Below are 25,530 nucleotides of genomic sequence, written 5' to 3' on the forward strand. Positions count from 1 at the left end.
AAAGTATTGTAAAATCAGCTTTACGTTGTATAAAGACAGCATTTGAAAAAAATTTTTTAGGCTTAATATGTGTGAAGTTAATTGTAATGTGCTAATGATTTGAGAAACTGTGGAACCTTTGTTATGTTAGTAACAATTAGAAAGAGTTTCATAATTCAATTGAGATTTTTCTATATAATAGAAGGAAATGAAAACGTTTTATTAGAAACTGTGTGAAAGGGTAGTTTTTCTTATTGTCACGTTGGAAAAGTGAATTCATGAAATGTCCATAGTATTTTCAATTGTTTTTGCTACAATATGGAGGAGGAGAGGAGTGGAATAATGCAAGATATTAGTATTTTTTTAGCGTTTGGAGCTGGGTTCTTATCATTTATATCCCCATGTTGCTTACCGCTTTATCCGGCATTTTTATCATACATAACAGGTATGTCGGTTTCTGAATTGAAAGAAGAAAATGCAATGCTTCGCAAAAGAAGTATGATACATACAGCGTTTTTCTTACTTGGATTTTCGATTATATTTATCGCAATTGGATTTGGTACAAGTTTTATCGGAGGAATTTTTACGGATTATAAAGATTTAATTAGACAGCTAGGTGGTATATTTATCATCGTGTTCGGTCTTATTATTGTCGGTGTATTTAAGCCGAAGTTTTTAATGCAAGATCGTAAATTTACTTTTAAAAACCGTCCGAGTGGTTATTTTGGTTCAGTTCTAATTGGATTAGCATTTGCCGCTGGATGGACACCTTGTACGGGACCTATATTAGTGTCTGTAATTGGATTAGCTGCAACAAATCCAGAATCGGCAATGATTTATATGATTGCTTACATACTTGGATTTGCGATTCCCTTTTTCGTACTTTCATTCTTTATTACGAAAATGTCTTGGATTAAAAGAAATAGTATGGCGTTCATGAAAGTCGGAGGATACATAATGATCGTTATGGGGATCTTCCTATACTTTAATTGGATGACGAAAATTATCGTATATTTCTCAAGTTTATTTGGTGGATTTACCGGTTTTTAGTATTATTCTGTGAAAATGTTGGAAATACTAACGGAAAAGCATATAATGAAATTATATTTTGCATATAGCCACAAAAAAGGATGAGAAAATATGAACATAGTTTTGTTATCAAGTATCGTTGCTGTTTGTATGGCTGTCGGTGCGATGTTTATTCGTTTAAAAGCAGCTAAGAAACCTGCAACATTGAAAAAAATTATACTCCCACCGTTTTTTATGAGCACAGGAGCATTGATGTATGTTTTTCCAGATTTTCGATTAACTCCAGCAGAAATGTTAGAAGCGATTGTCGTTGGTCTATTTTTCTCCATTTTTCTTATTAAAACATCTAAATTTGAAATACGCGGACAAGAGATTTATTTGAAGCGTTCAAAAGCATTTGTATTTATTTTAATTGGATTACTTGTAGTGCGTATCGTGTTTAAAACATACTTAAGCCAATCTCTTGATTTAGGACAACTTAGCGGTATGTTCTTCTTACTTGCGTTTGCAATGATTGTTTCATGGAGAATTGCAATGTACCGTTCCTTTACGAAATTACAGAAGGAAATGGAAAAAGAAGACGGTTTTTATAATGAAAAAGATATGAAATTAACGTGAAAATTGTATATGTATAAAATAAAAAATACAGCGTTTTTGACGCTGTATTTTTTATTGGTATTGTTAGCACCTTCTGTCCCAACCACGACGTATAAAACGTAACTTGTCGAAAATAGGGAAATAAAAAATGAAGATTATTTTGCAAGTAAAGATTTGTAATTTGAATAATCAATCTTTTTTTCTTGAAGTTTCTTAATTAAAAATTTATGGTCGCGCTTCGGTGTGGCAACGATATATCCTTGTATAATTAAATCTTGTGTAATTTTTGAAGCGTTTTCTTTTAGTGCAAGTTCGCCGATTTTACCAGCAATCTTTGATTTGGCAACATCGCGAAATAGTTCAGGTACAGGACTTACTAGTTCTTCTAATAATTTTTTTTGATCGTCATCCCATAAATGTCTAGTTTTATTAATATAGTGCTCTTCCCAATCTAAAATAGACATACCGTCTTCTTTTGGTAATCGTTTTAAAAATTTTCTGAACATAAAGTATCCACCGATAGACATAAGCCCTAATAAAATGACAGTCCATAATACAATGAACCAACTGAACCATCCTTCGAGCAAGCGTACCCCCCCTTAATGATTGTGGTTTTCTTTTATTCATATTATAAACAGTGAGATTCATAGAAAGCAAGAACGCTTGATCATTTTGACCAAGCGCTGTGATTTAAACGAAGTATAGTTGTTCAACACATAAAATATCATTGTCATTTTCTACATATTCAATGATGAGTGTGCCAACTTTACGATCTTTATCTTCAGTTGTGAAAATAGAGTAAGAAGTAAAACGTGTTGTTGATAGGCCGCTTATGTGTGTAGGTAAAGAAATGTAGTCGTTATCGCGGAAGAATTCCATCAGTTCGATATCTTCAAATTCTTTTCGGTCAACTTGTTTGTTTGTATAGCGGCGTTGAAGTTGTTTTAAAGATGCATTCCAAGAAATTGCTTTTGTGTCGTATACCATTGTTCTATCTCCTTACTGTATGTAATCATTAAGAACATACGTTCCAGATTAGTGTACTCTTTTTATTAGAAAAAGGAAAGCAAAAAATAATGTAAGCTTGGATTTCCAAGCTTACATTATTGATGCGTCCGTCATAATCTCTATTTTTTATTATAAGTTAGATAAGAATAAGAAACAAGATGATATATATTTTGTTGATAGTTTTCAAGATTCTGTTTATTATCTATGTATTATAGTACAAGGGAATGAGAGGGATGGCATACGTAATTTCACTCCAAGGACCGATGGCAAGTGGAAAAACAACATTGGCAAAAAGGTTAGAGCAATATGGGCTTTCAATTATATATGAAAATCCATATCCAATTGTAGAAAAAAGAAAAGAATTGTATTTAGATATGAACTCAAAAGATGGGTTTATTACAAATCAAAAAATGTTTATTGAAGCAAAAATAAAAGAGCTTCAAAATGTGAAAAGTTCAGTCATAATTTTTGATCGCGGACCAGAAGATATTGAATTTTATACACTTTTTTATCCGAAGGTGATAGGGAAAGAGTGGGATATAGAAACAGAATTAAAAGATGAATTGTATAAATTAAGAGAATGTCGTTCAGATGCAATTTTTTATTTAGATGTTTCGAAAGAGAATTTGTATGATAGAAAAAATAATGATAGGGCAAGAAATCGAAGTACATTTGATGAACAATTTAAATTAGTAGAAATCGAAAAGGAATGGTATAAACAATTTCCTATAACTTATGTGAACACTAATGTACTAGCAGTGAACGAATTAGAGGCATATTTTATAGGGTGGCTAAAGGAGAAAGGACTATGAAAAAAATATTATTATTCGTATACCCAACATTTGCGGAGTTTGAAATTACGGTAGCAACGGCATTGCTGAAAAATAAATATGAGATTATTACAGCGGGTGTAACGAAAGAAATGGTTATAAGTGAAACGGGCTTGCAAGTACAACCGCACATAGAATTAAATGAAGTGCGTGTGGAAGAGTATGAGGGGATTCTTATCCCAGGTGGAGATGAAATACATATGAAAGAGGCAGAACTGCTTTTTTCAGTTATTCGTCAATTCTCTGAACAAGAAAAATTAGTGGCAGCGATTTGTGCTGGACCGTATGCGTTAGCAAGAGCAGGTTTATTTAAAGAAATTTCTTATACAGCGACCATAGATTATCAAAAATTAGATTGTTTTCCAGTAGAAAATTTTGTGTATGAAGAAGTTGTACAGCACGCAAATATTATTACAGCACAAGGACATGCATTTGTACCATTTGGAATAGCGATTGCCTCTTATTTTGGGGTAGCGAATGAACATAATATAAATTTTTATAGTGGCAAGGGCAATATGATAATGGAGAATCTGTTACCAGAAAACGTGTGAAAGCTAGCAAATGCTAGCTTTTTTTACATTGATAAATCACTAACGTTTTCGGATCGCTCCATATACCGTCATGAATTGATAATTCATTTTCTATTTCTTCTTTTAGCCATTCCTTCATTTCGGTGTGAAGGGACATATTATCAGGTATATTTAGCGACGGAAACATGCTAGATATATAGTTAACGATTGGAGTGGAATGATGAAAAACAAGTGCATTATGAATAATTGTTTCTTCAACAGTTGAAAAAACAGAGTGTAATAGATCTTTACCATTTTCTAAACAAAATGGAGCGACTGCTGGTGATGTTTTCGGTAAATCAAATGCGTCTAGCATGTTGTTGCACATTTCAACTATACGAGGCAATGAAAATTTAGAATTTGTTGTAGCTAAAAGGGCGCCGCCGGGACGAATTACTTTATGGAATCCTTGGATTGTTCTTTCGACATCTTTCATATGGTATAACATATGTCTTGCGATTACCCAGTCATAACAATTAGCCTCGAAAGGAAGTTTACTAGCGTCACCGAGTTTCCATTCAATCGTATTATTCGTTATAGCGGCTTCAGAAATCATGGTTTTCGATTGATCAAAGCCGGTTAACTGGACTTTATGACCATTGTTTTGCAAAAGGGAAAGGAATTTTCCATTAGCGCACCCGACCTCTAATATTTTTTCTTCCCCTTGGAGTTGTAAATGTTCAATGACGACTTCATCTACATTCACTCGTTTCTCTTCGAAATATGTATGCGTATCGATACGTGTTTGTAAATGGTTACTAACGTTGTATTGGCGTTTTACATCATTCATTTTTTCACATTCCACCTTTATGCAAAATTGCTGAATCGCATGTGTTAATACGTCTGTTTTATTTAAACTTTCGTAATGGAGTGCCGATTCAAACCTTGCAAGTAATTTTTCTTCAATTCGAAAATGAATATCCTTTCGCTTCGCCATTGAAATCTCGCCCCTTTGCATCTGTTAGTGAGACTATAGCACGTCTGAAAAAAATCTGTAAATAAATTGTGTACACAAGTACAAGTATGAGAGGGATAAAAAATTGCTTGAATAATATTTTAAACTATTGACGATTTAACCGTTTTCATATATTCTTAAATTAAGTAATATTCAAATAATTCAAAAGAAATGAGAGAGTCACATGCTTCTTCAAGGAACACATCGAATTGGTCGTATGGCCATGCTGTTGGCACTTGCGGATGAGAATGAAAGTCCCGTATTATCTATTCCAAAAGGTTGGAAATATTGTACTGGGAAAGTTGGTTCTATGAATTCGCAAAAAGTAGTAGCAGCAATGGAAACAGCGGCTAAGAGCAACCGAGTTATTGAAACAGATGTTTACAGAGAAACACATGCACTTTATCATGCAATTATGGAAGCTTTGTACGGAGTGACGAGAGGTCAAATTCAGTTAGCAGACGTTCTTCGTACAGTAGGACTTCGCTTTGCGATTGTGCGCGGTACACCATACGACGGAAAAAAAGAAGGCGAATGGGTTGCTGTTGCACTTTATGGAACGATTGGTGCACCTGTAAAAGGATCTGAGCATGAGGCGATTGGTTTAGGAATTAATCACATATGATTTGCCCATAGTCTATTAGTTAGAAGGGGGCCTTATTTTTTAGGACAGAAGTCTGTCTTAAAAAGATAAGGTCCCCTTTTGCCTTTATAAGGAGGAAAAAGAATGATTACGTTAACAGGACACACATTGACAGTTGAAGAAATGAAGAGGTTGTTACTTGAAGGTGAAGGTGTAACAGCTTGCCCAACTAGTATGCAAAAAGTGGCAGAGTGCCGCGAAGTTGTCGAGAAAATTGTAGAGGACGGAAAAGTCGTTTACGGTATTACAACTGGATTTGGAAAGTTTAGTGATGTACTTATTCAAAAAGATGATGTAAAAGCACTTCAACACAACTTAATTCAGTCACATGCGTGCGGAATAGGCGATCCATTCCCTGAAGAAGTATCACGCGGTATGTTAATTTTACGAGCTAATACGATGTTAAAAGGAGTATCGGGTGTTAGACCACTTGTTGTAAATATGCTTCTTGAGTTTGTAAATCGTAAAATTCATCCAGTCGTTCCGCAACAAGGATCACTAGGAGCGAGCGGTGATTTAGCACCTTTATCTCATCTTGCTCTCGTTTTATTAGGTGAAGGTGAAGTGTTCTACAAAGGAAAACGAGTTCATGCGATGGTTGCTCTTACAGAAGAAGGACTTGAACCTATTGAACTTGAAGCAAAAGAAGGTCTTGCGTTAATCAATGGTACGCAGGCGATGACAGCGCAAGGGGTTCTTTCTTATATAGAAGCTGAAGCAAGTGCTTATCAATCAGAATTAATTGCATCGATGACAATGGAAGGATTACGCGGCATTATTGATGCATTCGATGAAAATGTTCATAAAGCGCGTGGTTATAAAGAGCAAGTGGAAGTGGCAAGCAGAATTCGTGATATTCTTCATGATAGTAAACTTGTGACAAAACAAGGAGAACTTCGTGTACAAGATGCATATTCACTTCGTTGTATCCCGCAAGTTCACGGTGCTTCTTGGCAAGTTTTAAATTATGTGAAAGAAAAATTAGAAATTGAAATGAATGCAGCAACAGATAATCCACTTATTTTTGATGGCGGGGAAAAAGTAATTTCTGGTGGTAATTTCCACGGACAACCAATTGCATTTGCAATGGACTTCTTAAAAGTAGGGATGGCGGAGCTTGCAAATATTTCAGAGCGCCGTATTGAACGCCTAGTAAATCCGCAATTAAATGACTTACCACCATTTTTAAGTCCAGAACCAGGACTTCAATCAGGTGCCATGATTATGCAATATGCAGCGGCCTCACTCGTTTCAGAAAATAAAACATTAGCTCATCCAGCGAGTGTAGATTCAATTCCGTCGTCAGCTAACCAAGAAGATCACGTAAGTATGGGAACAATCGCTTCACGTCATGCGCATCAAATTATTCAAAATGCAAGACGCGTTCTTGCAATTGAGATGATCTGTGCGATGCAAGCAGCAGAATATCGCGGGATTGAAAACATGAGTACAGTTACAAAAACGTTCTATCATCAAGGTCGTCAGCAAGTGCCTTCTATTACAAATGACCGTATATTCTCAACGGATATCGAAAATATCGCGCATTGGTTAAAAACGAACTATTCAATAAAGGAAAGATTGGATGTAAATGCAGCACTATAAAATGAGAAAAGGGAGAGATTGAAATGGAAAAAGTACAACAAACAATTCGTGCGGCAAGAGGTACTGAGTTACAAACGAAAGGATGGGTTCAAGAAGCTGCACTTCGAATGTTAATGAACAATTTAGATCCTGAAGTAGCTGAAAAACCAGAAGAATTAGTTGTATACGGCGGAATTGGCCGTGCAGCTCGTAACTGGGAAAGCTACCATGCAATTGTTGATTCATTAAAAACGTTAGAAAGCGACGAAACGTTACTTGTTCAATCAGGAAAACCAGTTGCAATTTTTAAATCACATGAAGATGCGCCTCGCGTTCTTTTAGCGAACTCAAACTTAGTACCAAAATGGGCGAACTGGGATCACTTCCGTGAACTAGAGAAAAAAGGTCTTATGATGTACGGACAAATGACAGCAGGTAGCTGGATTTACATTGGAACACAAGGGATTTTACAAGGAACATATGAAACATTTGGTGAAGCGGCACGTCAACATTTCGATGGTTCATTAAAAGGTACTGTAACGATTACTGCTGGTTTAGGTGGCATGGGTGGCGCACAACCTCTTGCTGTAACGATGAACGGCGGTGTTGTAATTGCTATTGATGTAGATAAGCGTAGTATCGACCGTCGTATTGAAAAGAGATATTGTGATCTGTATACAGAGTCTTTAGAAGAAGCGTTAACTATTGCGAACGAGTATAAAGAGAAGAAAGAGCCAATTTCCATTGGACTGTTAGGAAATGCGGCAGAGATTTTACCAGAGCTAGTGAAGCGTAATATTACGCCAGATTTAGTTACGGATCAAACATCTGCTCATGATCCATTAAATGGTTATATTCCAGTAGGTTACACAGTAGAAGAAGCAGAGAAACTTCGTGAAGAAGATCCAGAACGTTACGTACAATTATCAAAAGAAAGTATGAAAAAACATGTAGAAGCAATGCTTGCAATGCAAGAAAAAGGTGCGATTACATTTGATTACGGAAATAACATTCGCCAAGTTGCTTTCGATGAAGGATTAAAAAATGCTTTCGATTTCCCAGGATTCGTTCCAGCATTTATCCGTCCATTATTCTGTGAAGGAAAAGGACCATTCCGTTGGGTAGCACTTTCTGGTGATCCAGAAGATATTTATAAAACAGACGAAGTTATTTTACGCGAGTTCGCGGATAATGAGCATTTATGTAATTGGATTCGTATGGCACGTCAGCAAGTTGAGTTCCAAGGTCTTCCATCACGTATTTGTTGGCTTGGTTATGGTGAGCGTGCAAAATTTGGCCGCATTATTAATGAAATGGTGGCTAATGGTGAATTATCAGCACCGATCGTTATCGGCCGTGACCATTTAGATTGCGGATCAGTAGCATCTCCAAACCGTGAAACAGAATCTATGAAAGACGGTAGTGATGCGGTAGCAGACTGGCCAATTTTAAATGCATTAATTAACAGTGTAAACGGTGCAAGCTGGGTATCTGTTCACCACGGTGGTGGCGTTGGTATGGGTTATTCACTTCATGCTGGAATGGTTATCGTTGCAGATGGAACAGAAGCAGCGGCAAAACGTATTGAACGCGTATTAACTTCTGACCCTGGTATGGGTGTTGTTCGTCACGTTGATGCTGGCTATGACTTAGCGGTTCAAACTGCGAAAGAAAAAGGCGTTAACATTCCAATGATGAAATAAGGAGGAAGAAACATGCTGGACACTTTACTAATAAATATCGGTCAATTACTAACAATGGATCAAGAAGATGGCTTGTTAAGACAGGAAGCGATGAACACGCTTCCTGTTATTGAAAACGGTGCTGTTGGAATCGAAAACGGCGTAATTACTTTCGTTGGAACAGCGGAAGAAGCAAAAGGATTACAAGCGAAAGAGGTTATTGATTGCGGCGGGAAAATGGTTTCTCCTGGTCTTGTAGATCCGCATACTCATCTTGTATTTGGTGGATCTCGTGAAAATGAAATCGCGCTGAAATTACAAGGAGTTCCGTACCTAGAAATTTTAGAACAAGGCGGAGGTATTCTTTCAACTGTAAATGCAACGAAACAAGCATCGAAAGAAGAACTTGTTCAAAAAGCAAAATTTCATTTAGACCGTATGCTATCTTTCGGTGTAACAACCGTAGAAGCGAAGAGTGGTTACGGATTAGATGATGAGACGGAATGGAAACAATTAGAGGTAACTGCACAATTACAAAAAGAGCATTCAATTGATTTAGTTTCAACATTTTTAGGTGCTCATGCAGTTCCGAAAGAGTATAAAGGAAGATCGAAAGAATTTTTACAATGGATGCTAGATCTATTACCAGAGATGAAAGAGAAGCAATTAGCTGAGTTCGTTGATATTTTCTGTGAAACAGGTGTGTTCTCTGTAGAAGAATCAAAAGAATTTTTATTAAAAGCGAAAGAGCTGGGCTTTGATGTGAAAATTCATGCAGATGAAATCGACCCTCTTGGTGGTGCGGAAGCAGCGGCTGAAATCGGTGCAGCGTCAGCGGACCATTTAGTTGGCGCTTCTGATAAAGGAATTGAAATGCTTGCGAATTCTAATACAGTAGCGACTTTATTACCAGGAACAACTTTCTATTTAAATAAAGAAAGTTTCGCACGCGGCCGCAAAATGATCGATGAAGGTGTTGCTGTTGCTTTAGCTACAGACTTTAACCCAGGAAGCTGTCCAACTGAAAACATTCAGCTTATTATGAGTATTGCAATGCTGAAACTAAAAATGACACCAGAAGAAGTTTGGAATGCGGTAACAGTTAACTCATCTTATGCCATTAATCGAGGCGATGTAGCTGGGAAAATTAGAGTTGGTCGTAAGGCGGATTTAGTTTTATGGGATGCTTATAATTATGCTTACGTACCGTACCATTACGGTGTAAGTCATGTGAATACAGTATGGAAGAATGGTAATATCGCATATACAAGAGGTGAACAATCGTGGAGTACGGCCACTATTTAAAGAAAAATGCAAAGTTTATCGATCGTGAAGTAACGAAATGGAGCGAAATGATTAAAGATTGGGAGGAAGGCGTAGAAATATTCGGTGCTGCCTTAATTGGAGCGCCCCTTTCTAAACCATCTATTAGTCATTCGGGGGCATGTTTTGCGCCAAAAACAATTCGTGCGATGTTAGATGCATATAGCACGTACGCAATTACAGAAGAACATGATATGAAAGAAAGTGTTCTTCATGATTGCGGCGATATTACGATGCATGTGACAGATATAAAAGAGAGTCATAACCGAATTGCGAAAACAGTTGGCCACTTGACGAAAGTAAATCCGAAAATGATACCAATCGTTCTTGGTGGTGACCACTCGATTAGTTTTCCGAGTATAACTGGTTTTGCAAATAGTAAAGGAAAGGTCGGTATTATTCAATTTGATGCCCATCATGATTTACGTAATTTAGATGATGGTGGTCCATCAAATGGTACACCGTTCCGTAGTTTACTAGAAAATGATGTGATTACAGGAAAACAACTCGTTCAAATTGGGATTCGTAATTTTTCAAATGCACGAGCGTACCATGAATATGCAAAAGAGCATGGCGTGACAGTGTATACAATGAAAGATGTAAGAGAGCGAGAAATAAAAGATCTTATTTCAGAAAGTATTGAAATATTAAGAAAACAAGGTGTGACTTCTATTTATATTTCTCTTGATATGGACGTATTAGACCAAGCGTTTGCGCCAGGCTGTCCAGCAATTGGCCCTGGTGGAATGGATAGTACAACTTTACTTGATGCAATTGAATTCGTTGGTAAAGAGCCACTCGTTCAAGGGATGGATATAGTAGAAATTGATCCAACTCTTGATTTTAGGGATATGACGAGTAGAGTAGCTGCGCAAGTGATTATGAGTTTTCTTTTAGCGCGAGAAACGATTAGTAAACAGGTTAGTATATAAGCGAAGAATCGTGTGTGAAGTTTTGAAGTAACCGTTTTTGTCTTTCATGTTGCACATTATATAAAAACACATCGCTACTTATATATAGTGATGTGTTTTTTTGTTTTACAAGGTATATAAAATTGGAGGAAATGGGTGTGGAAAGGTAACAAAAATGCGGGTTTTTTAGTGTTTCTGTACAGATTGAATTTTTATGCGTAAATAAATTGACATAGAAAATATTTTTGTGATATTATAAAAATTTTGCTAAAAAAATAAATGTGTGTTAAGATTGAGAAGGTTACCATATATGGAGGTGGATTATTTGTTTCAAATTGGCGATAACATCGTTTATCCAATGCACGGAGCAGGTATAATTAAAGCCATAGAAGAAAAGGAAATCACAGGAGAAAAACAACAGTATTATGTTATAAAAATGTCGGCTAGTAATATGGAAGTGATGATTCCTATTGGGAAAGTATTGACTTCAAATATACGACCAGTCACAGATATAAAGGCATTAACAAACATAATAGATATTTTTCAGCACGGGGAATCAGATAGATTACTGACGTGGAAACAAAGGTATAAATTGAATACAGATAAAATAAAAACGGGTAAAATACAAGAAGGTGCTGAAGTTGTACGTGATTTATTACGTATGCAGAAAGAAAAAGCACTTAATGCAAGCGAAAAGAAAATGTTAGATAATGCACATGAATTTTTGATTAGTGAACTGGGATTAATTGAAGGTATCACAGAAAATCAAATAAAAAGCTTTTGTTAAGATTCATTGTAGATAATGTATTACATCCCAAAAAAGATCTTGAATTTTTTGGGAATATAATTATAGAACATCAATCATTTCAAAAACATTCAACTCTTTCAAACCACTTTTAAAGCATTAACCTCGTTTGTTATGACTACAATTTAATCCATTTTTATTTTTTAATTTCTTTTACGAATGTTCGAAGTTTAATTCAATACTTCGATAAAATAGTTACTTGATTTTTGCAATCCTGATTCACACTGGCACGGACAAGGAGCCGTAAGGATGAAAGAGAGGTAGGGCTTTCATTGTTTTAGGTATATAAGTTTTTATTTTTAGAAGAATACTGAGCCACTCTCATTCCTATTGTTACGGGATTTTTCATATGTGAGGAGATAATAATTGTTTATTTTCTTTATGTAAAAGAGATAAACGAATTGTTAGCCTTATATGGTCAACTAAAAGAGGTTTCCTAATTAGGAAATCTCTTTAATTTTTGTTTTTATTATTCTTTTTGTTTAATATTCGAATATTTAATGTTAAAGACGTATAAATTGACGTTACTATCTAAAAGTAAGTATGATGCGATTATAGTTAGATTTTTTAGGGGGAAGAAAAATGACAAGTTCAAATAATAAAGCGGCAAGTATTTATGAAGGAACAAATATAAACGCTTGGGGGTCTTTTGAAAATATTGAAGAAACGAAGTTATTTCATCCGATTCAAATTGGATCTTGGTCTCTTCGTAATCGCATAGCGATGGCACCGATGACGAGATGTTTTGCAAATAATGAGACTGGGGTAGTTGGTACTGATGTAGTAGAGTATTATCAAAAACGTGCTGCGGATGGGATTGGATTAATTATTACAGAAGGAATTGTCATTAGCCCGAGAGCAAAAGGGAATCCGGGAGTACCAGGTATTTATACACAAGCGCAAATTGATTCTTGGAAACCTGTTACAGAGGCAGTACATAAAGAAGGCGGAACGATTATTGCTCAAATATGGCATGTTGGACGTATGAGTCATCACGAAATAATTGGTGGTCAAATGCCGCAAGCACCGTCTGCTATTGCTGCGGAGGGTAATGTTCCGCGTTTTCGTAAACCGTTTGATATACCAGAAGCAATGACAATAGAAGAAATAAAAGAAGTTATTGGTCAATATGCACAAGCTGCAAAAAACGCAATCGAAGCTGGGTTTGATGGAGTAGAAATTCACGGTGCACATGGATATTTAATTGATCAATTTACTTATGAATTTGCAAATAAGCGCACAGATAAATATGGCGGGGACTTAAAGCAAAGGTTAACATTTATGAAAGAAGTAACGGAGGCTGTAATTGAAGCAGTTGGAGCTAATAAAACGCTGCTTCGCTTCTCTGCCTTTAAAGGTGATAACCCTGCCTATATGTGGGAAAACCCAGAACTTGCGATTGAAACTTTTGTAAATATGTTCAAAGAAGTTGGATTAACGATGATTCACCCTTCAACGATGAATTATACGCAAGTTATTGCTGACGGAAAGAATTTTCATCAATTAGTAAGAAAATACTGGGATGGTACTATTGTTGGGGTGGGCAATTTGAATCCGAAAGAGGCAGAAGAAGCATTGCAAGAAGGAACAATTGATGTAGCGGCGTTCGGAAGACCATTAATCGCTAACCCAGATTTTGTTCAGCGAATTAAAAAAGCTGAAAGTTTAGTTGAATATGAGGCGAAAGAGCATCTTGCTACGTTAGTGTGAATAAGGATAAAAAGAGAACACATCGAGTGTTCTCTTTTTATTATGGAATTTCATATATAGGGGGAAGCGGAATGAGTGAAGCGCTACTCGTTATTATTAGTATATTGCTCTTTTTGATGCTACTTTTAATTGTCTTTTTTATCATTACATTTTTTATTAAAAAACGGACGCATCATTCTATATTAAAACTGCATCCATACTTAGGTAGAATGCGCTATTTACTCGAAAAAATAGGCCCAGAATTTAGGCAATATTGGTTTGATCATGATACTGACGGAAAGCCTTTTTCGCGCTACGATTTTCAAAGTGTTATGTTTCTAGCAAAATACCGTTCTGAAATACTTGGTTTTGGATCAAAACGGGATTTTGAGGAATCTGGCTATTATATTGCTAATACATTATTCCCCACATTAACAGATGAATTAAGTGTGAATCTCACGCAAGAACGTGAGGGGAAAAAGTATATGATTCATAAAGAAGGGTTATTTTCAAGAAGAGAAAAATTGACAGCGGATACAACAAACCTTTGGTTGTATGAAGAAGATGATGCAATTATAGTCGGCGAAAATCGTAAATATCCATGGAAACTGTATGGGATGTTTGGAGCGTCAGCTACATCTTACGGTGCGATTGGAGAAAATTATATTTTATCAGCTGGGTTTGGTGCAAAAATGGCAGGTGGTTCGTGGATTAATACTGGGGAAGGGGGCGTAATTCCAGAACATTTACATACGGGTGCGAATATCGTTGCGCAAATTGGTCCTGGATTATTCGGATACCGTGACGAGGACGGGAATTTTTCAATGAAGGAATTTATGGAGAAGGCGAAAGAAAGTAATATTAAAGCGTTTGAATTGAAATTTGGGCAAGGAGCAAAAATACGTGGTGGTCATTTAGAAGGACAGAAGGTAAATGAGAAAATCGCTTCCGTTCGGAAAGTACGAGAAGGCGAAACGATTAATTCGCCAAATCGATTTTCATTTATTAATAGTGCGGCAGAGGTTTTGTATTTTATTCAAGATTTGCAAGAAAATGGTGGCAAACCAGTGGGCATGAAAATTGTAATTGGTCAACAGAAGCCTTTGGAAGATTTATTAAAAACAATGAAAGAATTAAACATCTATCCAGATTTTATTACAATCGACGGTTCAGAAGGTGGATCAGGTGCAACGTATAAATCGATGGCAGATAGTATGGGGTTACCGCTTATACCGGCATTACTTACATTTATTGATACGGCGAATCATTACGGTGTTCGGGATAAATTAAAGGTGTTTGCCTCAGGGAAATTAATCACACCAGATAAAGTAGCGATTGCTTTAGCTATCGGTGCAGATGCCGTAAATTCAGCACGCGGCTTTATGATGGCAAGTGGCTGTATTATGGCGCTTCAATGTAATTCAGGGCAATGCCCATCGGGTGTTGCAACTACGAATCCACACTACCAAAAAGCGTTAGATCCATATGAGAAGAAATGGCGAGTAATGAACTACATTATTAGCATGAGATATAGTTTGTTTTCATTAGCGGCAGCGGCGGGGGTAAAGAGCCCGCGCCATTTAACGAGAGAGCATATTGTGTTTAAAGATGAGATGGGGAGAGTAGTTCCACTTTCGGAATTGTTTCCTTCCGTAATTGGGAAGTAAATATGTAGCTGAACAAAAAATATGAGTAAAAAGTCATACATTTGTATGGCTTTTTTGGTTATGGGAAAAGTAGAAGTTTATTACATGAATGTTCCCGCTTGTCTGTTGCTCTTTTTTAAACAAATTATTTGATGGAGATGAGTTATCAGAATATTGTTTTTGATGAAAAAATGAAACGATATACGCATTGACAATAAAAACTAATTAGACTATAATAAATCTCGAATTCAAGGTATTTTTGAAGGATAGTCAAAAACATAAAATCAATATTTTAAATATAATCATAAGAACTGTAGTTTTTTTTGCGGATTATCTCGAATTCGAGATAATTTCTGAGCGAGATGAAATGTGTTAGTTTTTTTGAGAGGCATCTCAAAATTGAGATAAAATAGCATTGCGGATTGAACTTTATCATATGGACAAAATGAATAATGAATTTTAGCAAATAAACGTTTTTTGTAATGAAATAAAAAAGGGCATGGAGAAGATGATGGGTGAGGAATTAAAATTACCACAGCGATATAATCAGCATAGAAAACAGATTGAACAAGGGTTATTACCAATTTAAGTAAGATAACTATACTAATTATATAAGGAATTGAAAGGGGAGAAAAATGATGAAACATGTTTTTCAAAAAGGAAAAGATGAGTCAAAACCAACACTATTATTGCTTCATGGTACGGGAGGAAATGAATTAGATTTATTACCGCTTGCAGAAAGAATTGATCGGGAAGCTTCTGTCTTAAGTGTTCGTGGAAATGTATTAGAAAATGGGATGCCTCGTTTCTTCCGCCGATTAGCAGAAGGTATTTTTGATGAAGAGGATCTTGTTTTCCGTACGAAGGAATTAAATGAATTTTTAAATGAAGCAGCAAAAACATATGAATTTGATAGAGATAATATCGTAGCTGTTGGGTATTCAAATGGAGCAAATATTGCAGCGAGTTTATTATTCCATTATGAAAATGCATTAAAAAGTGCCATTCTTCATCATCCAATGGTTCCAAGAAGAGGGATAGAACTTCCTAATTTAGTAGAGAAAGCAGTGTTTATTGCTGCTGGAACAAATGATCCAATTTGTTCACCTTCTGAGTCAGAGGAATTGAAGATGCTATTAGAAAATGCAAATGCTAATGTAACAATGCATTGGGAAAATAGAGGACATCAATTAACGATGAATGAAGTAGAGAAGGCAACAGAATGGTATGAAAAAATGTTTTCACATGCATAAATAGTAGACTAAATCGAGTGTAAAATCATAAAGATTTTATACTCGATTTTTTTGTTGCAATTTAAGGGGTTAAAAGAGAATAGGAAAGTTATGTTAAAATAAAAGTAAAGGGGTTCCTGTTTTGTTAATGAGCAGGAGTGTCGATTATTCTAATAATGGGGGAAACTATTAGATGGCAAACTACGAAAATGAAGAAATGCTAACGGGAGGCAATGTCTCAAACGTATATCGTTCAGAAGATACAGTTCGACGAGAATTAAAGCAAGGCAGTACCAAAATTCATAAGCTATTAAATCATTTAGAAAATAAAGGTTTTAGTTATGCACCAAAGTTTTTAGGTATTGATGATAAAGATAGAGAGATATTATCATTTATTGAAGGGAAAGCTGGTAATTATCCTTTAAAAGAGTACATGTGGTCTAATGATGTTTTAAAAGAAATAGCGAAGATGCTCCGTCTTTATCATGATGCTGTGAGTGATTTTCCTTTATCAGATGATTGGAAACCAATGGATAATACTCCAAATAAAATAGAGGTTGTATGCCACAATGATTTTGCAATATATAACATTATTTTTAATAACGAAAAACCAGTAGGTATTATTGATTTTGATGTTGCTGGTCCTGGACCAAGACTTTGGGACATAGCCTATACTCTTTACACTTGTGTCCCATTAAGTAGAGTTTATTATACGGAAACAGGTAAGGCAGTTTATTATAATTCATTACAGCATGTGGAACGTATAAAGCAAAGGATTAAATTGTTTTTTGAGTCCTATAAAGGTGAGGGGATGGACGAGGATTATTTGGAGATGGTACTTCTACGATTAGAAGGATTATGTAAATACATGAAAAGAAAAGCAAAAGAAGGCGATATGAACTTCCAAAAGATGATAGATGAAGGACACCTTGAACATTACGAAAAGGATATTAAATTTATTCGTGAACATGGAAGAGAATGGATGTCATGAAATGCGTTTTATACGCTAAAAAGCTCAGAGTCATATAGGGACTTTGAGCTTTTTAGCGTATTAGTGTAGATGTTTTCCACAATAACTGAACTACTTATAACAGATATCTTTTACTATATTCATGTAGCATAGTTAAGAGTTTGTTACAGGCTGAGCTGTAGCAACTGGTAATTGGATATCGACAGTTGTTCCTATGTTTAATTCACTTGAAATGAATAATTTCCCGTGATGCTCTTGAATGATTTTATAGCACATCATTAAGCCAAGGCCAGTTCCTTTTTCTTTCAAGCTATAAAAAGGTTCGCCAAGACGAGCCATGCGCTCTTCAGGAATCCCACAACCTTCATCGATAATGCGTATTGAAACAAAATCATTTTCTAACGAAGTTGTTTGAATGAATATGTTACCACCATCAGGCATCGCCTCGATCGCATTTTTTAATATGTTAATAAAAACTTGTTTTAATTGACTACTGTCACATTGAATGTCAGAAATATAATCGAAATGGTCCATAATGATATGAACGCTATGCATAATTGCTGTTGGTAAAATAAAAGTTACAACTTCTTCAATTAATGTTTGTACGTTGCATGTATGAATAGATAACACTTGTGGTTTAGACATCGCCATAAATTGGCTTGTTATAGATTCCATTTGTGAAATCTCACTCAGCATAACGTCCACATACCATTTATTTTTCTCATTTATTTCTGGATGTAATAATGTTAAAAATCCTTTTAATGAAGTGAGCGGGTTTCTAATTTCATGTGCAATTCCAGCTGTCAGTTGTCCTACTACTGCAAGCTTTTCGGATTTTCGTAATAACTTTTCAGTTTCTTTTAGTTCGGTAACGTCTCTTCCCATTACTATAAGACCTTTACGTGAGCCATCAGGGTGGAAGAGTGGGACTTTTGAAATACTTAAAACTAGGTCGAAATCATCTCTATGTATAATAAATTCCTCTCCGTGAAGAATTTGTCCTTTTTGCCATGTTAGTTCATCGACTTCTTCACAATGCAAAAAAGATTCGCGGTACGCTTCGTTATATTGAATGAGTTCATTATCTCTTTTTCCATGATAAGGTACGTTATGGAAATTGAAACAAGAAAGCGCATAGTCATTCGCCTCAAGCCAGCGTCCTTCATGATCCTTAAAAATAACAAACGCAGGCATCGAATTCATTAATGTGCGTAATCGTTTCTCACTCTCTTGTAATACTTTCTCAATTCTTTCTGATTTTTCAAGGGGTTTCATAATGGCATATACACCTGTTAAACGATTTTTAACAAAAATAGGAACTAATTTTGTTACGACATCTAGTAAATATCCGTCTTTATGATAAATAGAGACGATATACTCTTTTTGATTGTCAGCTGAAGTATTTTTTATGTATTGTAGCACTTGATCAGAAATATGTGCTTCTAAAATAGAAGTGATTGTTTTTCGCTCCAATTCGTTAGAAGTATAACCTAATATTCTTTCAGCAGAGGGGTTAATATGTAAAATAACTCCTTCTAAATTCAATGAAATAATACTATCAGGGTTATGTTCAAAAAGAGATGCATACATTTCTGCTAAAGAACGATTTTGTATATGGTTTCGCAGGCGTCCAGATACGTTTGGTTGACGCTTTTTTTGAGTAGATGAATATTTTTTACGACTCATAATATTTCCTCCGTACAACTGGCATCTAAAAAAGATGGATCTATTAATAACTATAATATAGGTGTGATGTGTATTTCTATAAAAAATGGAAATTACATAGTGAATTTTCTTTTTTATTTTTAGTGGAAGGTATAAAAGGTAGTAATAAGAGAATCTTATATTGTTTTATTAATTTTTTGTAAGTTACATGAATGTATTTTCGTTATAACATTAGACTAGAAGAGGGGGAGAAAAATGAAAAGCTATATTCAAGGAATTGATCATGTACAAGTGGCGGCACCTGTAGGATGTGAAGAAGAAGCACGAGAATTTTATGGTAATAAAATTGGTATGAAGGAAATTCCGAAACCAGAAGAGTTAAAGAAGCGTGGCGGATGTTGGTTTAAGTGTGGAAATCAAGAGATTCATATTGGAGTCGAGCAAAACTTTAATCCAGCTAAAAAAGCGCATCCAGCTTTTTATGTTTTGAAAATTGATGAATTTAAACAAGAGTTAATAAAGCAAGGTGTTGAAGTAATAGATGATAATGCACGACCAGACGTGATTAGATTTTACGTATCAGATCCGTTTGGAAATCGAATTGAATTTATGCAAAATAAAAACTAGGTGAAGGTCCACCTAGTTTTTTATGCTTTTCTAAACAATCCTAATACTTCAACAGTTTCTGTAATATTAACGAATGCATGAGGATCAATTTCGGAAATCGTTAGTTTCATACTTGCTAATTCTTCACGAGAAACCACTGTCATAAGTACACGTTTTTTCTCGTTTGAATAAGCACCTTCACCATCAAGTAACGTAATTCCGCGTACTACAGTTGAAAGAAGCTTTTTTTTCATTTCTTCCGCTTGATTTGTTACAATCATAAGTGTAACTTTACGATGTTTTGTATGAACGGCATCAATTACTTTACCAGTTACATAAATTGAAAGTAAGCTTGTAAGGGCAACATCCCAAGTGAAGAAAAATCCTGCAATGACAACAACAACTGTATTTAATCCAATAAGGAATCCACCAAGTTTAATATCGCGTTTACGAGATAACAACATACCGATAATATCAAATCCACCAGTTGAACCATGGCAGTTAAAGACAAGGCCAATACCAGCGCCGGCGATGACACCGCCAAATACAGAAGATAAAAGTGGGTCTGTTGCTACGACTTTTACAGGAACATAGTATAGTGCAACAGATAATACAATTACAGAGACAACTGTGTTAAAAATTACTTTTTTTCCAAGACCTATGTATCCTAAAATAAGGATAGGTAAGTTCAATACAAAGTTAATAACGCCTGTGTTTACAGGGGTTGCAATCCCTAAAATAATAGCAATTCCGCCAATTCCACTACTTAAAATTTTATGGGGGATAAGGAAAAGATTAAAGGCAATCGCAATAATAATAGAACCAAAAATAACACCAAGAAATCTGACCATCTTTTTCCCGTCCTTCACTAAATAATCATATTATTTCAAGATTATATATGAAATTGAAAGTTTTAGGTGAAAACAGTTTATTTCGGAAAATTAGATTAATCTAAATAGTTCGAGTATTTAATGATTTGAAAGGGGATACAGATATGAAGATAACGACGTATCAACAGAAAAGTCCTTTAAAACAAGAATGTGAGGATTCATTTTTTTTTAATGAACATAACAACATGATGTACGGTGTATGTGATGGCGCAACGCCACTTGTCCCGTTTTGTGATGAAGAAGGACATAATGGAGCATACATCGCTTCGCATTTATTTGCAAGTCATTTTACTTCGTTACGGGAGATTAATAGTTTACAAGGTGAAGTTGCAAAGGCGAATGAATTATTGCAAAACAAGATGCTAGAGTACAAGGTTGATACGAGAAAAAAAGACCATCTGTGGTGTACATGTATTGCAGCAGTTCAAATAGAAGGCGAAAAACTTGAATATGCACAGTTAGGTGATTGTATGGTCGTTGCAATACTTCAAAATGGAGCGATGAGAGTATTAACGAAAGATACGGTTCAAGGAATTAGTAAACGTGCAAAAAAGAAGAGAGAGGAAGATAGAGAAAAGGGATTACCTGTACCTGAAGAACACGTTTTTCAAGATGTTCGGGAGCAGTTAAAATACAATCGCTATCTTGCAAATATGCCAAACGGCTACTCAGTTGCAAATGGGATGAAAGAAGCTATGGATTATTTACAATATGGTGAATTACAGGTAGCTGAAGTAAGTGGGATTTTTATTTGTTCAGACGGATTGTTTCACCCAGAGTGGTCGTTAGAACAAACTGTAGCATATATAAGAAAGAATAGTATAAAAGAATATGTAGCAATCATTGAAAGGTTAGAAGGAGAAAATAGAATAAGACCAGATGATAAAACAGTTATTATGATTGATTTGTAAGAGGAGGATGTTCATATGGAAATTAAATGTGCAAATTTAACATTTCAAAATGAGTTAGTTCCTTTAGAAAAAGTAAATAAACTGATTATCCACCATACGTCAGAAGATGGATGGGATGTGTATAAAACTCACGAATTTCATCAAAAGGTAAGAGGATGGAGCGGGATTGGTTACAATTATTTTATTGAAGAAGATGGAACTGTAGTCGAAGGACGAGGTTTACATATTGGAGCACATGCGAAAGATAATAATAGTGATACAATTGGAATATGTATGACGGGAAATTTTGATAAATATGATCCAACTATTGTACAAATGAATTCATTATATTCTTTATGTAAAATGTTTATGAAGCAGTTTGCCATAGAGAAAGGAAATATACTCGGCCATAGGGAGTTAGAAGGGGTTACAAAAACTTGTCCAGGAAATCGCTTTTCTATGGTAGAGTTAAGAAAAGTATTATCTTAAATATAGAGGAGTAACTCATGATGATGAACATAAAAATACCGACTGATAAAAAAGAAGAGCTTGTAGCACAAATTCAGCAATTTTTCGTTGAAGAAGATTTAGATGAGATTGGACGTTTTCAAGCAGAACGTTTAATAGAAGAAATGATTAAATTAGTAGGACCATTTGCATACAATCAAGCAATTGGAGATGCAAGAAAACTTGTAACTGAAAAGTTATCAAATATTGAAGAAGATTTATATGTGTTAGAGAAGAATGAGGGTAAATAAAAAAGAGCCAGATGGCTCTTTTTTATTTGTTTTCTTTATGCTCTGTATATTCATGTATTTTTTCTTTTACATTACCGATTGTGTCTTTAGCAGTGCCTTTCACCTTATCCCATTTTCCTTCGGCTTGTAATTTTTTATTGTCAGTTACTTTCCCGACAACTTCCTTTACTTCACCCTTTACCTTATCAATGGCACCTTCTACTTTTTCTTTTAAACCATGATCATGTTTAGTCATACATTTCTCCTCCTTGTAGTTTGAGTAGAATTCTCTTTTCATATTGCAAGTTGAATGATGTATCTAGTAATAGCGTAACAAATTTAGTTTGAATATTCAAATGAGTAACAGGATAGAAAGGTAATTGTCATAAAATGTATACATTCGTAATGGAAAGAAAAAGAAAGTTAATTACATGTCTTTCGCAGTCCATATTGATTTTGTATAAGCGATTTTCATATGGGCACGTTCCATATTATTTTGACTGCCGCTACCAAAGTGAGCTTGTCCAACTATTAAATTGCAATTGGATTCAACAGCGGTCTCAATCCGTTTTTGAATTAATGCAGTATGACAACCTTTACGTTGAAATTCTGGCAAAGTAGCAGAAGCAGCTAATGAAGCAACACCTTTATTTATATAAAGTACCCCTATACTAGCAGGAGTGTTTTGAACTTCGGCTATGAAAAAATGCCAGCCGGATTTATTGTAGAGAATTTCGTTATTTTGGTGCACACCATATTTTGTAAAGGATGGCATGTTAAATCCACGTACATATATGTCTGCAAAAATATCAAATTCATTTTCTTTTAGTTGGCGTACTGAAATGTTAGAAGGCAGCAGCGATGGGTCTTCTCTTGGTAAACTATATAAAGCGGTATGGAAGCTAGATTGATAAAATTTTTTTTGAGATAAGTATTGAAATAATTCAGTTGTACCTTGCGCTGGTGTAATTTCAAAACGGCAAGGGATTTGTAGTGATTGATAATAAGCGATGATTTCATCTATCTCATCTGTATTTGTAAATGTAATGCCCTTTACTGTATTAAAAGCAGGACCAGCAATTACTTTTGATGAAAAGGCAGTGGCACTCCCGAACTTTTTCATTTGTACTTGCATTGGGTTGCCGCTTATTGTTTGTAGTGCCTCTAATCTAGAAGAAAGCATATGTATTTCTGCGTTTTCAATTTCTTGTGCTGTATTGACTGTCATAATTGTACTCATACGATTCCTCCGTCAATTAATATAGTTCATAGTACATATACGATTTTTCTTCTGAGATTCCTGTTGAAATGTAAGAGAATAAGAGGTTTTTTGGAAGGGAAATGGAAGCGAACTGTCGAAGGGAGTGGAAACAGATTAAAGGTGGTGCTCTCATGAAACAGAAAGACGTGCAGACATGCTCTCATTGCGGTTCTCAAAACATAGGAGAAGGTGAGTTTGTCGGATATGCACAAATAAGGAAAAAGGAAACGATGTTTACATCATCTCCAGTAGATGCTTATATTTGTACGGATTGTGGTCATATTCTCTCATTAAAAGTACGGAATTATGAAAAGTTTAAAGAAAAGCCGTTATGATTGATAAGAAGTGGTCGTATCCAACGTTGTATACAGAACGTCTTATCTTAAGAAAAATTGATATGAGTGATATTTTACATATATTTGAGTATGCCTCAGATAAAGAGATGACAACTTATACTGTATGGGATGCTCATCAATCGTTACATGACACACAAAAATATATAGAAAAAATTGTGAGCGGGTATGAGAAAAAAAGTAGCTCCCCTTGGAATCTTATTAAAAGAGGAACAAAAACTCATAGGGACGTGTGGATTTATAAAATATGATGTAACTGAACATAAAACAGAAATTGCGTACGCCTTATCACGAAAATATTGGGGTAGAGGATTAGCTACCGAGGCGGCTTCAGCTTTTTTTAGCTATGGTTTTAATGAGTTACGTCTTAATAGTATTGAAGCAGGATGTAATTCAGAAAATGAAGCATCTGAAAAATTAATGAAACGTTTGAATATGGAATACGATTGTACAATTCAAAAGGATTTGTTCATTAAAGGTAAGTATCGTGATACGAAAAGGTATTGTATATCTAGGAAAAGATATATGAATCAATGAAATATTTTATATTGAAAACTCCTTTAATTGAATAAGGGGGTTTTTGTTTTACATATAACAATAATTACCTTTAATTGTTATAATTGGTTATTGAGAAATGTTGTTTTTCTTAATACCACAATCATAGAAGAAAACTAGCTAAATCGTATAGAAAACCGCTATATAACACAATCGCAACCGTAAGTTGACAAAGTGCAACCGCAGGAAGATAGAGATAGGGGCAATGTTTGCATACAATTTAGTTAAGAAAACAAAGGGGGACACACATATGGGATTTGGTGAAAAGCTTTTTAAATTAAGAAAGGAAAAGGGCCTTTCTCAAGAAGCATTAGCTGAGAAATTAAACACAACAAGGCAAGCAGTTAGTAAATGGGAAAACGGTCAAGGATTTCCTGAAACTGAAAAGTTAATAATGATTGGAAATGTATTTGAAGTATCTCTTGATTACTTATTAAAAGAAACTGCTGAACAAAGTAATGAAACTGAACATGGTTATTATGTAAGTAAGGAAATGGCAGAAGGGTATATAGTGTACGGACAAAAGATTTCAAAATATATCGCGTTAGGGTTTAGTTTGCTTATTTTATCTACAATACCGTATTTATTATTCAAAGAAGATGTAACAATGTCGACATTTCTTGTCATTATTATTGCTGTCCTTGGAATTGGAGCAATGATGGTACCTGCAACGATAGAAGAGAGTCGATACAATGTATTAAAAAAAGAAGAATTACTATTTGATCAAAACTTTTTAAAAGAATTGACAAAAAGATATGAAGTAATTAAGAAGAGGTATGCTGCAGTGATGATTGTTGGATTTTGTTTTATTGCAGCAGGAGCGATACCATTTTTATTTGAGAAAAAGCATATCACTTCAGGCGAATTAGTGCAGTATTATCCGTACTGTGTTGTACTTATTGCTATTGGAGTCTATCTTTTTGTTCGTGTTGTAGGAGTGTGGGAGATGTATCGAATTTTAGTAGAAAATAAAGAATATAGCAACCGTATTATTTTTAAACTAAAAAAGAAAGTGAGAGAAAAAGTGGATAATTTTTAATAGGAGAAAATCTATTTTTATCCCGCATTAACGGGCAGTAGGATCCCCACCTCAAAATTCAGAGAAAGAAAAGAAGTTAGGTGGG

Annotated in this window: 27 protein-coding genes and 3 pseudogenes; 23 read left to right on the forward strand and 7 right to left on the reverse strand. The window is 35.1% G+C overall.

Annotation, left to right across the window (positions count from 1 at the left end; genetic code table 11):
- Positions 1–153: 153 nt before the first annotated feature.
- The 3 genes and pseudogenes from V7038_RS20110 to V7038_RS20120 all read left to right on the forward strand — a co-directional run bounded on the left by V7038_RS20110 (position 154) and on the right by V7038_RS20120 (position 1,626).
- Positions 154–261: pseudogene (locus tag V7038_RS20110) on the forward strand (peptidase T).
- Between the two features lie 60 nt (positions 262–321).
- Positions 322–1,029 carry a cytochrome c-type biogenesis protein CcdA gene (ccdA, locus tag V7038_RS20115; protein ID WP_001152675.1) on the forward strand — a complete coding sequence of 236 codons (708 nt, stop codon included), beginning with the start codon at positions 322–324 and terminating at the stop codon, positions 1,027–1,029.
- Between the two features lie 90 nt (positions 1,030–1,119).
- Positions 1,120–1,626 (forward strand): CcdC family protein, encoded by a 507-nt coding sequence (locus tag V7038_RS20120; protein WP_002111187.1) that lies wholly within the window; start codon positions 1,120–1,122, stop codon positions 1,624–1,626.
- Between the two features lie 134 nt (positions 1,627–1,760).
- Here the strand turns inward: V7038_RS20120 and V7038_RS20125 are convergent, their stop codons facing one another.
- A complete protein-coding gene (locus tag V7038_RS20125) occupies positions 1,761–2,192 on the reverse strand; it encodes a DUF2621 domain-containing protein (RefSeq protein WP_002111186.1) in 432 nt (143 codons plus the stop codon).
- 103 nt (positions 2,193–2,295) lie between these two features.
- Positions 2,296–2,592, reverse strand: a complete 297-nt coding sequence (locus tag V7038_RS20130; protein WP_002111184.1) for a hypothetical protein — start codon at positions 2,590–2,592, stop codon at positions 2,296–2,298.
- Between the two features lie 254 nt (positions 2,593–2,846).
- On the opposite strand from V7038_RS20130, the gene V7038_RS20135 reads away from it, so the two are divergent.
- Positions 2,847–3,425, forward strand: coding sequence for an AAA family ATPase (locus V7038_RS20135; protein WP_002111183.1), 579 nt, complete (start codon positions 2,847–2,849; stop codon positions 3,423–3,425).
- A complete protein-coding gene (locus V7038_RS20140) occupies positions 3,422–3,994 on the forward strand; it encodes a DJ-1/PfpI family protein (protein WP_002111182.1) in 573 nt (190 codons plus the stop codon). Before V7038_RS20135 ends, V7038_RS20140 begins: the two co-directional genes overlap by 4 nt.
- 13 nt (positions 3,995–4,007) lie before the next feature.
- Here the strand turns inward: V7038_RS20140 and V7038_RS20145 are convergent, their stop codons facing one another.
- Positions 4,008–4,949 carry a class I SAM-dependent methyltransferase gene (locus V7038_RS20145; protein ID WP_002111181.1) on the reverse strand — a complete coding sequence of 314 codons (942 nt, stop codon included), beginning with the start codon at positions 4,947–4,949 and terminating at the stop codon, positions 4,008–4,010.
- Between the two features lie 202 nt (positions 4,950–5,151).
- Between V7038_RS20145 and hutP the strand changes: the two genes are divergently transcribed.
- The 11 genes and pseudogenes from hutP (at position 5,152) to V7038_RS20195 (ending at position 17,470) form a co-directional block, all read left to right on the forward strand.
- Positions 5,152–5,592 carry a hut operon transcriptional regulator HutP gene (gene hutP / locus V7038_RS20150; protein WP_000926519.1) on the forward strand — a complete coding sequence of 147 codons (441 nt, stop codon included), beginning with the start codon at positions 5,152–5,154 and terminating at the stop codon, positions 5,590–5,592.
- 102 nt (positions 5,593–5,694) lie between these two features.
- Positions 5,695–7,212 carry a histidine ammonia-lyase gene (gene hutH, locus V7038_RS20155; RefSeq protein WP_002033511.1) on the forward strand — a complete coding sequence of 506 codons (1,518 nt, stop codon included), beginning with the start codon at positions 5,695–5,697 and terminating at the stop codon, positions 7,210–7,212.
- Between the two features lie 23 nt (positions 7,213–7,235).
- A complete protein-coding gene (gene hutU, locus V7038_RS20160; protein ID WP_002111180.1) occupies positions 7,236–8,894 on the forward strand; it encodes a urocanate hydratase in 1,659 nt (552 codons plus the stop codon).
- Between the two features lie 12 nt (positions 8,895–8,906).
- Positions 8,907–10,178 carry an imidazolonepropionase gene (gene hutI, locus V7038_RS20165; protein WP_002111179.1) on the forward strand — a complete coding sequence of 424 codons (1,272 nt, stop codon included), beginning with the start codon at positions 8,907–8,909 and terminating at the stop codon, positions 10,176–10,178.
- Positions 10,157–11,128: a formimidoylglutamase gene (gene hutG, locus V7038_RS20170; protein ID WP_335695556.1), complete on the forward strand. Its 972-nt coding sequence runs from the start codon at positions 10,157–10,159 to the stop codon at positions 11,126–11,128. The genes hutI and hutG overlap by 22 nt, the downstream gene beginning before the upstream one ends.
- Before the next feature lie 304 nt (positions 11,129–11,432).
- Positions 11,433–11,894 (forward strand): CarD family transcriptional regulator, encoded by a 462-nt coding sequence (locus V7038_RS20175; RefSeq protein WP_176555913.1) that lies wholly within the window; start codon positions 11,433–11,435, stop codon positions 11,892–11,894.
- Positions 11,895–12,494: 600 nt separating this feature from the next.
- A complete protein-coding gene (locus V7038_RS20180) occupies positions 12,495–13,622 on the forward strand; it encodes an alkene reductase (protein ID WP_335695557.1) in 1,128 nt (375 codons plus the stop codon).
- 71 nt (positions 13,623–13,693) lie between these two features.
- On the forward strand, positions 13,694–15,268 hold the full coding sequence (locus V7038_RS20185) for an FMN-binding glutamate synthase family protein (RefSeq protein ID WP_335695558.1): 1,575 nt from the start codon (positions 13,694–13,696) through the stop codon (positions 15,266–15,268).
- 490 nt (positions 15,269–15,758) lie between these two features.
- Positions 15,759–15,836, forward strand: a pseudogene (locus V7038_RS29595) (VOC family protein); the annotation flags it as partial.
- A gap of 49 nt (positions 15,837–15,885) precedes the next feature.
- On the forward strand, positions 15,886–16,500 hold the full coding sequence (locus V7038_RS20190) for an alpha/beta hydrolase (protein ID WP_335695559.1): 615 nt from the start codon (positions 15,886–15,888) through the stop codon (positions 16,498–16,500).
- A gap of 172 nt (positions 16,501–16,672) precedes the next feature.
- A complete protein-coding gene (locus V7038_RS20195) occupies positions 16,673–17,470 on the forward strand; it encodes a phosphotransferase (protein ID WP_335695560.1) in 798 nt (265 codons plus the stop codon).
- Between the two features lie 132 nt (positions 17,471–17,602).
- Here V7038_RS20195 and V7038_RS20200 read toward each other — a convergent pair whose 3' ends face one another.
- Positions 17,603–19,135 carry a BA3702 family sensor histidine kinase gene (locus tag V7038_RS20200; RefSeq protein WP_002111169.1) on the reverse strand — a complete coding sequence of 511 codons (1,533 nt, stop codon included), beginning with the start codon at positions 19,133–19,135 and terminating at the stop codon, positions 17,603–17,605.
- Between the two features lie 234 nt (positions 19,136–19,369).
- Here V7038_RS20200 and V7038_RS20205 point away from each other — a divergent pair, with 234 nt between their 5' ends.
- Complete coding sequence (locus V7038_RS20205; protein ID WP_002111168.1) at positions 19,370–19,741, forward strand: VOC family protein; 372 nt, start codon at positions 19,370–19,372, stop codon at positions 19,739–19,741.
- A gap of 20 nt (positions 19,742–19,761) precedes the next feature.
- On the opposite strand, the gene V7038_RS20210 is transcribed toward V7038_RS20205, so the two are convergent.
- The gene (locus tag V7038_RS20210) at positions 19,762–20,571 is read right to left on the reverse strand and encodes a YitT family protein (RefSeq protein WP_335695561.1); all 810 of its coding nucleotides are present in this window, start codon (positions 20,569–20,571) and stop codon (positions 19,762–19,764) included.
- A gap of 143 nt (positions 20,572–20,714) precedes the next feature.
- Between V7038_RS20210 and V7038_RS20215 the strand changes: the two genes are divergently transcribed.
- The 3 genes from V7038_RS20215 to V7038_RS20225 are packed head-to-tail and all read left to right on the forward strand — an operon-like array spanning position 20,715 to position 22,258.
- Positions 20,715–21,521, forward strand: a complete 807-nt coding sequence (locus V7038_RS20215) for a protein phosphatase 2C domain-containing protein (RefSeq protein WP_335695562.1) — start codon at positions 20,715–20,717, stop codon at positions 21,519–21,521.
- Positions 21,522–21,536: 15 nt separating this feature from the next.
- Positions 21,537–21,989 (forward strand): peptidoglycan recognition protein family protein, encoded by a 453-nt coding sequence (locus V7038_RS20220; protein WP_335695563.1) that lies wholly within the window; start codon positions 21,537–21,539, stop codon positions 21,987–21,989.
- A 17-nt stretch (positions 21,990–22,006) separates the two neighbouring features.
- Positions 22,007–22,258: a DUF2164 domain-containing protein gene (locus tag V7038_RS20225; RefSeq protein WP_002111161.1), complete on the forward strand. Its 252-nt coding sequence runs from the start codon at positions 22,007–22,009 to the stop codon at positions 22,256–22,258.
- 22 nt (positions 22,259–22,280) lie between these two features.
- Here V7038_RS20225 and V7038_RS20230 read toward each other — a convergent pair whose 3' ends face one another.
- Both V7038_RS20230 and V7038_RS20235 read right to left on the reverse strand, forming a co-directional pair.
- Complete coding sequence (locus tag V7038_RS20230) at positions 22,281–22,493, reverse strand: CsbD family protein (protein WP_002111160.1); 213 nt, start codon at positions 22,491–22,493, stop codon at positions 22,281–22,283.
- Positions 22,494–22,664: 171 nt separating this feature from the next.
- On the reverse strand, positions 22,665–23,477 hold the full coding sequence (locus V7038_RS20235; protein WP_002111159.1) for a GNAT family N-acetyltransferase: 813 nt from the start codon (positions 23,475–23,477) through the stop codon (positions 22,665–22,667).
- Positions 23,478–23,629: 152 nt separating this feature from the next.
- Between V7038_RS20235 and V7038_RS20240 the strand changes: the two genes are divergently transcribed.
- The 3 genes and pseudogenes from V7038_RS20240 (at position 23,630) to V7038_RS20250 (ending at position 25,445) form a co-directional block, all read left to right on the forward strand.
- On the forward strand, positions 23,630–23,833 hold the full coding sequence (locus V7038_RS20240; protein ID WP_033714007.1) for a hypothetical protein: 204 nt from the start codon (positions 23,630–23,632) through the stop codon (positions 23,831–23,833).
- Positions 23,830–24,388 (forward strand): annotated as a pseudogene (locus V7038_RS20245) (GNAT family N-acetyltransferase). Before V7038_RS20240 ends, V7038_RS20245 begins: the two are co-directional and overlap by 4 nt.
- Positions 24,389–24,656: 268 nt before the next feature.
- Positions 24,657–25,445 carry a helix-turn-helix domain-containing protein gene (locus tag V7038_RS20250; protein WP_070128870.1) on the forward strand — a complete coding sequence of 263 codons (789 nt, stop codon included), beginning with the start codon at positions 24,657–24,659 and terminating at the stop codon, positions 25,443–25,445.
- The last annotated feature ends 85 nt before the right edge of the window (positions 25,446–25,530 follow it).

This window comes from Bacillus sp. JJ783 (genome assembly GCF_036963225.1).
Lineage (GTDB): Bacteria > Bacillota > Bacilli > Bacillales > Bacillaceae_G > Bacillus_A > Bacillus_A cereus_U.

Coding starts and splice junctions, on each gene's coding strand:
- ccdA (WP_001152675.1), top strand. CDS start 322: ATGCAAGATATTAGTATTTTTTTAGCGTTTGGAGCTGGGTTCTTATCA.
- V7038_RS20120 (WP_002111187.1), top strand. CDS start 1,120: ATGAACATAGTTTTGTTATCAAGTATCGTTGCTGTTTGTATGGCTGTC.
- V7038_RS20130 (WP_002111184.1), bottom strand. CDS start 2,592: ATGGTATACGACACAAAAGCAATTTCTTGGAATGCATCTTTAAAACAA.
- V7038_RS20135 (WP_002111183.1), top strand. CDS start 2,847: ATGGCATACGTAATTTCACTCCAAGGACCGATGGCAAGTGGAAAAACA.
- V7038_RS20140 (WP_002111182.1), top strand. CDS start 3,422: ATGAAAAAAATATTATTATTCGTATACCCAACATTTGCGGAGTTTGAA.
- V7038_RS20145 (WP_002111181.1), bottom strand. CDS start 4,949: ATGGCGAAGCGAAAGGATATTCATTTTCGAATTGAAGAAAAATTACTT.
- hutP (WP_000926519.1), top strand. CDS start 5,152: ATGCTTCTTCAAGGAACACATCGAATTGGTCGTATGGCCATGCTGTTG.
- hutH (WP_002033511.1), top strand. CDS start 5,695: ATGATTACGTTAACAGGACACACATTGACAGTTGAAGAAATGAAGAGG.
- hutU (WP_002111180.1), top strand. CDS start 7,236: ATGGAAAAAGTACAACAAACAATTCGTGCGGCAAGAGGTACTGAGTTA.
- hutI (WP_002111179.1), top strand. CDS start 8,907: ATGCTGGACACTTTACTAATAAATATCGGTCAATTACTAACAATGGAT.
- V7038_RS20180 (WP_335695557.1), top strand. CDS start 12,495: ATGACAAGTTCAAATAATAAAGCGGCAAGTATTTATGAAGGAACAAAT.
- V7038_RS20185 (WP_335695558.1), top strand. CDS start 13,694: ATGAGTGAAGCGCTACTCGTTATTATTAGTATATTGCTCTTTTTGATG.
- V7038_RS20190 (WP_335695559.1), top strand. CDS start 15,886: ATGAAACATGTTTTTCAAAAAGGAAAAGATGAGTCAAAACCAACACTA.
- V7038_RS20195 (WP_335695560.1), top strand. CDS start 16,673: ATGGCAAACTACGAAAATGAAGAAATGCTAACGGGAGGCAATGTCTCA.
- V7038_RS20200 (WP_002111169.1), bottom strand. CDS start 19,135: ATGAGTCGTAAAAAATATTCATCTACTCAAAAAAAGCGTCAACCAAAC.
- V7038_RS20205 (WP_002111168.1), top strand. CDS start 19,370: ATGAAAAGCTATATTCAAGGAATTGATCATGTACAAGTGGCGGCACCT.
- V7038_RS20210 (WP_335695561.1), bottom strand. CDS start 20,571: ATGGTCAGATTTCTTGGTGTTATTTTTGGTTCTATTATTATTGCGATT.
- V7038_RS20215 (WP_335695562.1), top strand. CDS start 20,715: ATGAAGATAACGACGTATCAACAGAAAAGTCCTTTAAAACAAGAATGT.
- V7038_RS20220 (WP_335695563.1), top strand. CDS start 21,537: ATGGAAATTAAATGTGCAAATTTAACATTTCAAAATGAGTTAGTTCCT.
- V7038_RS20225 (WP_002111161.1), top strand. CDS start 22,007: ATGATGATGAACATAAAAATACCGACTGATAAAAAAGAAGAGCTTGTA.
- V7038_RS20230 (WP_002111160.1), bottom strand. CDS start 22,493: ATGACTAAACATGATCATGGTTTAAAAGAAAAAGTAGAAGGTGCCATT.
- V7038_RS20235 (WP_002111159.1), bottom strand. CDS start 23,477: ATGAGTACAATTATGACAGTCAATACAGCACAAGAAATTGAAAACGCA.
- V7038_RS20240 (WP_033714007.1), top strand. CDS start 23,630: ATGAAACAGAAAGACGTGCAGACATGCTCTCATTGCGGTTCTCAAAAC.
- V7038_RS20250 (WP_070128870.1), top strand. CDS start 24,657: ATGGGATTTGGTGAAAAGCTTTTTAAATTAAGAAAGGAAAAGGGCCTT.